The organism is Tranquillimonas alkanivorans (genome assembly GCF_900115595.1).
Taxonomy (GTDB): domain Bacteria; phylum Pseudomonadota; class Alphaproteobacteria; order Rhodobacterales; family Rhodobacteraceae; genus Tranquillimonas; species Tranquillimonas alkanivorans.
Window position 1 is genome coordinate 22,031 of sequence record NZ_FOXA01000035.1, and the last position, 6,712, is coordinate 28,742.

The 6,712-nt window shown below is 61.4% G+C and carries 4 protein-coding genes; all 4 read left to right on the top strand.

The window, feature by feature from the left end; all coding sequences use genetic code 11:
* The first annotated feature begins 29 nt into the window (after positions 1 to 29).
* Complete coding sequence (locus tag BM162_RS19905; RefSeq protein WP_093425397.1) at positions 30 to 1,433, top strand: site-specific integrase; 1,404 nt, start codon at positions 30 to 32, stop codon at positions 1,431 to 1,433.
* 359 nt (positions 1,434 to 1,792) lie between these two features.
* Entirely contained in the window at positions 1,793 to 2,980 is a 1,188-nt protein-coding gene (gene repA, locus BM162_RS19910; RefSeq protein ID WP_093425398.1) for a plasmid partitioning protein RepA, read from the top strand.
* Entirely contained in the window at positions 2,977 to 4,068 is a 1,092-nt protein-coding gene (gene repB / locus BM162_RS19915; RefSeq protein ID WP_093425400.1) for a plasmid partitioning protein RepB, read from the top strand. Before repA ends, repB begins: the two co-directional genes overlap by 4 nt.
* A 132-nt stretch (positions 4,069 to 4,200) precedes the next feature.
* Entirely contained in the window at positions 4,201 to 5,406 is a 1,206-nt protein-coding gene (gene repC / locus BM162_RS19920) for a plasmid replication protein RepC (protein ID WP_093425402.1), read from the top strand.
* Positions 5,407 to 6,712: the final 1,306 nt, after the last annotated feature.

Genomic DNA, 6,712 nt, shown 5'->3' on the forward strand with positions numbered 1-6,712 from the left:
TACAGTGTTCAAGACAAGGAGCCCTACCCATGACTGAAAGCCGCCCCGACCTCACCTCGCTTCTTGCGCGCCTCCGGCGACATCTGCGGGACACGCACCCGTCGCTCAACAGGTACGAGGTCCTCCGCGTCGCCGGCGACTTCCTCGCCGGACGGCCGGATCTCGCGGTGATCCCGGACCGGGGCGAGGCGACTGACTACCTGCAACGCCTGACCCTGCGTGCCGGCCCACAGGCCGCGCAGCGCGACTATTCCTGGTTCCTGATGGCGGCGGCCGAGATCTGGGGCGCCCGGGAGACCGCGCATCTGTCGCACGCCCTACGCCAGGCCCGGTGCCGGCCAAAGGCCACAAGACGCACCGAGTGGGAGCGCGCCGAAACGGCCGTCGCCGCCCTGCCCTCGGCGTGGCGCAGCCCACTGCAACACCATCTCGTCCTGTGCCGGGACAAGCCGTCCCGGCCTCGCCGGGCGGATCCGTGGAGCGCGTCGCATCTCCAGGGCGTGGCCCGCGCCCTCGCCGGCTGGGCCCGCTTCTGCGCCGACACCGGCTGCGACACGCTCCCGACCGGCACCAGCCTCGAGCGCTACGCGGCTACCCGCCTGGCCGGCGACGTCGCCATGTCCTCGGTCGCCGATTACCTGAGCCGCATCTATTCCGGGTTCGCCACCGTCCTTGCCCCCGGCTTTTCCTGCCAGGGCTGCGAATTCGTCATCGACGACTGGACCCGGCGCGGTGCGCGCGGGGGCACGCCGACAAAGACCGCGGCCGGGATCCTGCCCGCCAGCGACATCTACGAGCTCGGCTTCGACCTCATGACGCGGGCGACGCGACGGCCGTTCTACGGGCTGCACGCGGCGCGCGACTATCGCAACGGCCTCCTGCTCTCCGTCGCGACCTCCCTGCCCCAGCGCGCCCGCGCGCTGGCCGCCCTCAATCTCGCCAGCACGTTTCAGCCGGTCGACGCAGGCACGATCCGAATCCACCTGCCGGGACGGGTTCTCAAGCTGCCCGAGCGCGACAAGGCCCGGCAGAGCTACAACGCCACGCTGCACAACGCGCGCCTCTGCGAGGCGCTCGCCGAGTACCGTCAGTATTTCCGGCCAAGCTTCGACGACGGGACCGCCCTATTCCCCTCGGTGCTCGCCCCGGGGGCGGCGGTCTCCGAGCAGCAGATCGGTCGGCTCGTCGGCAACCTGACGGAGAAGCACCTGGCCGTGCGGGTCTCCGTGCACCGCATCCGCGATTGCGTGGCCACCGAAGCCAGCGAGGAGATGCCGAGGGGCGGCCGCCTCGCGCCGGTCCTCCTGCAGCACCGCGACGCCGCGACGACCGAACGGCATTACGTCCATGCCGAGGGCCTGCGCGCAGCGCGGGACTACGGCGCCTTCTTGGCCACGCGACGGGCGCCCCGTCCCGCGCTTGCGCCGCTGTGACAGGCTCCCGTCCGTCGCCGCGCTCCGCCGTCATTTCCGCTCTTTCCGGGTCGAGTTGAGAAGGGGGCGGCATCACCCCCACGGGGTGGAAGGCGCCCCTCTTCAACGATTTCCGCCGTTTCCGCGCACGACCTTCAACAGACGAGCGAACGCCGAAACCGCTTCAACAACCTCGCGCGGAGGGCACGACGGATTTTTCGGCGCTTGCATGCCGGAGCACTGTGGCCCGTGGTATCGGCGCAGCCGAGCGCCACCACATTTAGAAAAAGTCTTGCGGAGGCCACCGATTCTCTTCAATAGTCACGGAAAAGGCGCGATGAACGCGAATTTCCGTGAGCACGGAACAAGGATACAGGCAGTTGGACAGCAGCGCAGTAGTTGACAATCTGAATGCGGTCATTCGGAGCCACTCTGAGTCGCTGATGGCGCAGTTGCACGCACAGCGCGAGGCGTTGTTCCCGCCTGATGCTGACAAGGTCATGCGCAAGTTCTCCAGCGGAGAGGCAGCCAGCCTCCTCGGGGTTAACGACTCCTATCTTCGCAAGCTCCACCTCGATGGCAAAGGGCCGTCACCAGAACTGACCCCCGGCAACCGCCGACTCTACTCCGCCGAGAATCTACTCGAACTCCGCGCCCTGCTGGAAGCAAAGGCGCGCAAGCCGGGCGACTATATCCCGGGACGGCGCGAGGGTGATCATCTCCAAATCATCGGTGTGATGAACTTCAAGGGCGGCTCCGGTAAGACAACCTCATCTGCGCATCTGGCCCAATACCTCGCGCTGCGCGGATACCGGGTTTTGGCTATCGACCTCGATCCACAGGCCTCGCTGACATCGCTCCACGGCGTGCAACCCGAATATGACCTCATGGATGGAGGCACACTTTACGACGCGATTCGCTACGAGGACCCGCGGCCAATCGCGTCGGTCATCCGCAAGACTTACTTCCCAAACCTCGATCTGATCCCCGGCAACCTCGAGTTGATGGAATTTGAGCACGAGACTCCAAGGGCGCTGGCACAAGGCAATGCCGGCCTGTTCTTTTTCCGCGTTAAGGAGGCCCTCAACCAGGTCGAGGGCGACTACGATGTTGTGGTTGTCGATTGTCCGCCCCAACTGGGATTTCTCACTATGTCGGCGCTCTCGGCTGCCACGGGCCTGCTGGTCACGGTTCACCCAGAAATGCTCGACGTCATGTCGATGAGTCAGTTTCTGCGGATGACCGCTGACCTGATGGACGTCATCGCTGCCAGCGGTGCCGATATGACCCACGACTGGATGCGATATCTGCTCACTCGCTATGAACCCACGGATGCTCCGCAGAACCGCATCGTAGCTTTTTTGCGCACGATGTACGGCGACAAGGTTCTGAATGCGCCGATGCTAAAGTCCACGGCGATTTCCGACGCTGGCCTTACCAAGCAAACCCTGTACGAGGTCGAGCGGAGTGCGTTCACTCGTTCGACCTATGACCGTGCGATTGAAAGCTTGAACGCCGTTAACGGCGAAATCGCCGCACTAATCCAGCAGACTTGGGGGCGCAAATGACCGACCCGAAGAAGCAACGCGCGGAAAAACTCAGCATCATGACTGCTGCGGGAACTCATGCCCGACCAGAGTCCATGATGTCGTCTAACCGCGCTCTACGATCAGCTCGAGACGCCGTGGATAGCCATCACGTCTGGGATCTCGATCCCGCCGCTATCGACGACAACCGGGTCGCAGACCGGCTGAATCCAAGTGATGTAGCCGACCTACGCAAGGCGATCGAAGAGAACGGTCAGGCCGTGCCGATCTTGGTGCGTAGGCATCCCTCAGAACCGGATCGATATCTGCTCGTCTACGGACGGCGGAGGTTGGAAGCTGTCCGCCAGTCCTCCACTGTCAAGAAGATCCGGGCGCTGGTCGCGAGTCTCGACGGGGATAAAGCTCTAAAATCGCAGATTTCTGAGAACATGGCGAGGCGCGACCTGTCGTATATCGAAAAGGCGATGTTCGCTCGGCAGTTGGTGGAGAGCGGCTTTGGGAACCAGCTCCGCGTCGCTGAGGTCCTGACGGTCCAGAAATCCTGGGTTTCGACAGCAATCTTCATAGCCAATACCGTCGGTTCCGACTTGGCTCACGCCATCGGCGCCGCCGAAAGCATCGGGCGCCCCCGCTGGGAGGCATTGGCAAAGGCGCTCAAAGAGCGCAGTGGCGATCCTGTTGACTTGGTACCCGTCGCGCAGAAGGTGCACGACCGCCACTCAGCCGAGGCCAGCACCAGCACCAGCACCAGCACCAGCACCAGCACCAAGGAAGAGGAATCCGACGATTCCTCCAAAGTCGATCCTTCTGTTTTGGCCTTTGAGGCAGTAGCTAAGGCGGTTCTCGGAACCCCTACTTCGTCCACCACGACCGGGAAGGCTACACGTCAAGCGGCGAAAAAGCTCGAGGTGCATGGTCAGCGCGCCGGCTCGCTGAAGCGGTCGCCGAAAGGCGTAACTATCACGCTTGAGCCCGGGGATTTTGCCGACTGGATTGAAGCCGAAGCGCACAACCTGGTCCAAGAACTCCACGCCCGCTGGACGGAAAGAGCTGAAAATCAAGACAAATCAGACACTTACAAGCAGGAGGCACGACTGGATAAAGAATAAGGTCCCGCAAAGCCGAAGCTCCACGAGACCCTAACTTGTCTTTCGCACTTTCAAGTTAAAGGTCCGAGCCAAGATCCGCAAGTCCGAAGCGACCTTGCGGTGCGGGATTTCTTTGTCTCGTGACAGGAATCTATGAGCTACTCACCGATCACGCCATTTCGGCGAACGCTTGATGCTATCCGGTTGGAGCATGTAGACCGCTTCTCCGGAGACCTCCCATGTCCGCGCGTAGACAAGTGGCAGGTGCTGCGCGACCTCGCGACCGGACGCGAGGCATACGGTCTTTCACATCGCGATATCACGGTGCTGCAGGCACTTATAAGCTTTCATCCCAGTTCGACTCTGGAAATCGAACACCATCCTCTCGTGGTTCATCCGGCGAACCGCACGATTTGCGAGCGTCTGAACGGTATGCCCTGCTCTACAATGCGCCGGCACGTTGCTAAGCTCGTTGAGGCCGGCGTAATCCTGCGTAGAGACAGCCCGAACGGCAAGCGCTATACCAGGCACTACGGCGCTACCAAGGTCGCCTATGGCTTTGACCTAAGTCCTCTGATGCATCGCGCGGCAGAGTTCCGAGATGCAGCCGAAGCAGCTCGCGAAAATCAGGCCCGCCTGAGGCAGCAGCGCGAGGTGGTTAGTCTGCTGCGGCGTGACCTTGAGAGCTTATCGGTTCACGGGGCTGCAGCAGTTCCCGAAGCCGAAAACTGGGATGCGCACCTTGATCTTGCGCAGCTAAGCGCACGCCAACTCAGACGCAAGCTCAGCCTGTCGGAGCTTGTGGAAATGGAAACCCGGCTTCGCGCGGCGATCACTGTCGTTCGCAAGGCAGTCGGATCTCCCAGAACAGGAGAAATGAGCACCTGCAACGCTCAAAATGAGCAGCACTTAACAGAGACAAAGAAAGATAACTATGAATCTGAACGGAGCTTAACAGCTCCTGCTGTAAAACGTGAGCATTCAACTCACGCCGCTCGATCGGCAGGTACTGACAAGCCAACTGCTCCCGTCCCCACCCCGCTCCCTTTACGGCTGGTCCTCTCCAACTGCACAGAGATCCGAGCGTTCACCGAGAAGCCCATCGTAGACTGGCACGAATTCCTCAAACTGATGGATTTCATCCGTCCAATGATGGGAATTACCGATGAGATATGGTCTGAAGCGAAAAGCGTAATGGGCGCAGTCACTTCCAGCGTACTCCTTGCAGCTATGTTGGAAAGGTTCGCGGAGATCCGTTCACCGAACGCGTATGTCCGAGCTCTTTGCGGAAGAGCCCTGAGTGGGGAATTCTCCGTTGCAAGAATGGTTTCCGCTTTAGGGCGACGTTCTACTGCCTAACTTAATGGTTCTTCTGTAGACGATGATTGTTTAACTCCCCGCTGACGCAGTCGTCCGGGCCGGTTTGGGCGGCGCCGTAGAGCATTGAGCGAGACGTTCCGTTCCCGCCGCCCCGGTGATCCCGCTGGCATGTATGTCTCGACGAATTGACGTTGCTCAGCGGAGGTTAACCTTCCAAGTAAGCAGAACCGGCTGAAGTCATTCACCGCCGACAGGAAAGTTGGAGCCGTCTGCGCCAACGCGCAGCAAAGTCGCCAACCTGCGGTAGGTGGTTTCCTGCACGGCGGGATTACGGGCAGCAGCGTCACTTCCGTCACCTGTTCAAGCACCGGATTTCCGAGCGGCAGGTTTCGTACTCGTTCTGCGAAAGGCCCCTGCTGATCCTTCGGGGCGTTAGCCCAAAACTTGGAAAGCGCCTCCAAACGCTGAATTGGATACCCAGCATCTTGTTATGCACGAGCTTGCGCGCCATCCGCTATGGAGTCGCTCGACACGTCCCCCGGGACTTCGGGGCCGACATACTGTCCGCTTCTCGTATTCGCGGCAGAGCGCCGCGTATCGGATTCCGTTGGTCCATGATCTTAGGCGACAGTTTCCGACCTCGCCATCGGACACCGCCTGCCCATTACTTCACCTGACAAACGCCAAGCTCCCGCAGACAACGGTTCTACCCTGACCACCTCATGGTTGACGTGGCTTAACAGTGCGACACCGGCCGCGGACGCTCCAGGCAGGCGAAGCTGGCGACGCTAAGAAGGCTTGGGGGATTACGACGAGGGATTGGTGCGGACGCGGGAGGTACACCGGCCCAACCGGCAGGAACATGCTCAGCAAGCGATCGAGCTCGACGAATTTTTCGGCTTGGGTGCGAAAGTTGTTTTGTGCGGGAGAGGGGCGAATCCAAGCACCGCGAGATCATGCTGGTCGGCAAGCTCGCCTGACTGTCACGATCCTGCCGCTTCGACGAACGGCAAAGGTCGGACCGACTGCGCGTCTGCGTGGAGGCAATTCTACCCCGTCAGGCAAGAATGGTGCTGTTCTGGCTTGCTTCTTCCGCATTTGACGAGTTCACAACTGTGAACTGGGTGTAAGCACAGGGTGAGCGGCTGGTTCACAACTGTGAACCAACGTCAGGGCGTTTCCAGAAGCAGGCTTCCGGCTCGACTTCTGCGCTTGAAGGGGCGTGTCCCCGTCATCTCGGAATCCGTTATCACCCTTGGCTAACGCGACCTCGGTGCGCGAGGGGCCTGCCAGCCACGCCAGACGCTGACGATGCGGAAGGCGGCCGCAGCGGCCACGCCGGCCG

Coding starts and splice junctions, on each gene's coding strand:
- repB (WP_093425400.1), top strand. CDS start 2,977: ATGACCGACCCGAAGAAGCAACGCGCGGAAAAACTCAGCATCATGACT.
- repC (WP_093425402.1), top strand. CDS start 4,201: ATGAGCTACTCACCGATCACGCCATTTCGGCGAACGCTTGATGCTATC.
- BM162_RS19905 (WP_093425397.1), top strand. CDS start 30: ATGACTGAAAGCCGCCCCGACCTCACCTCGCTTCTTGCGCGCCTCCGG.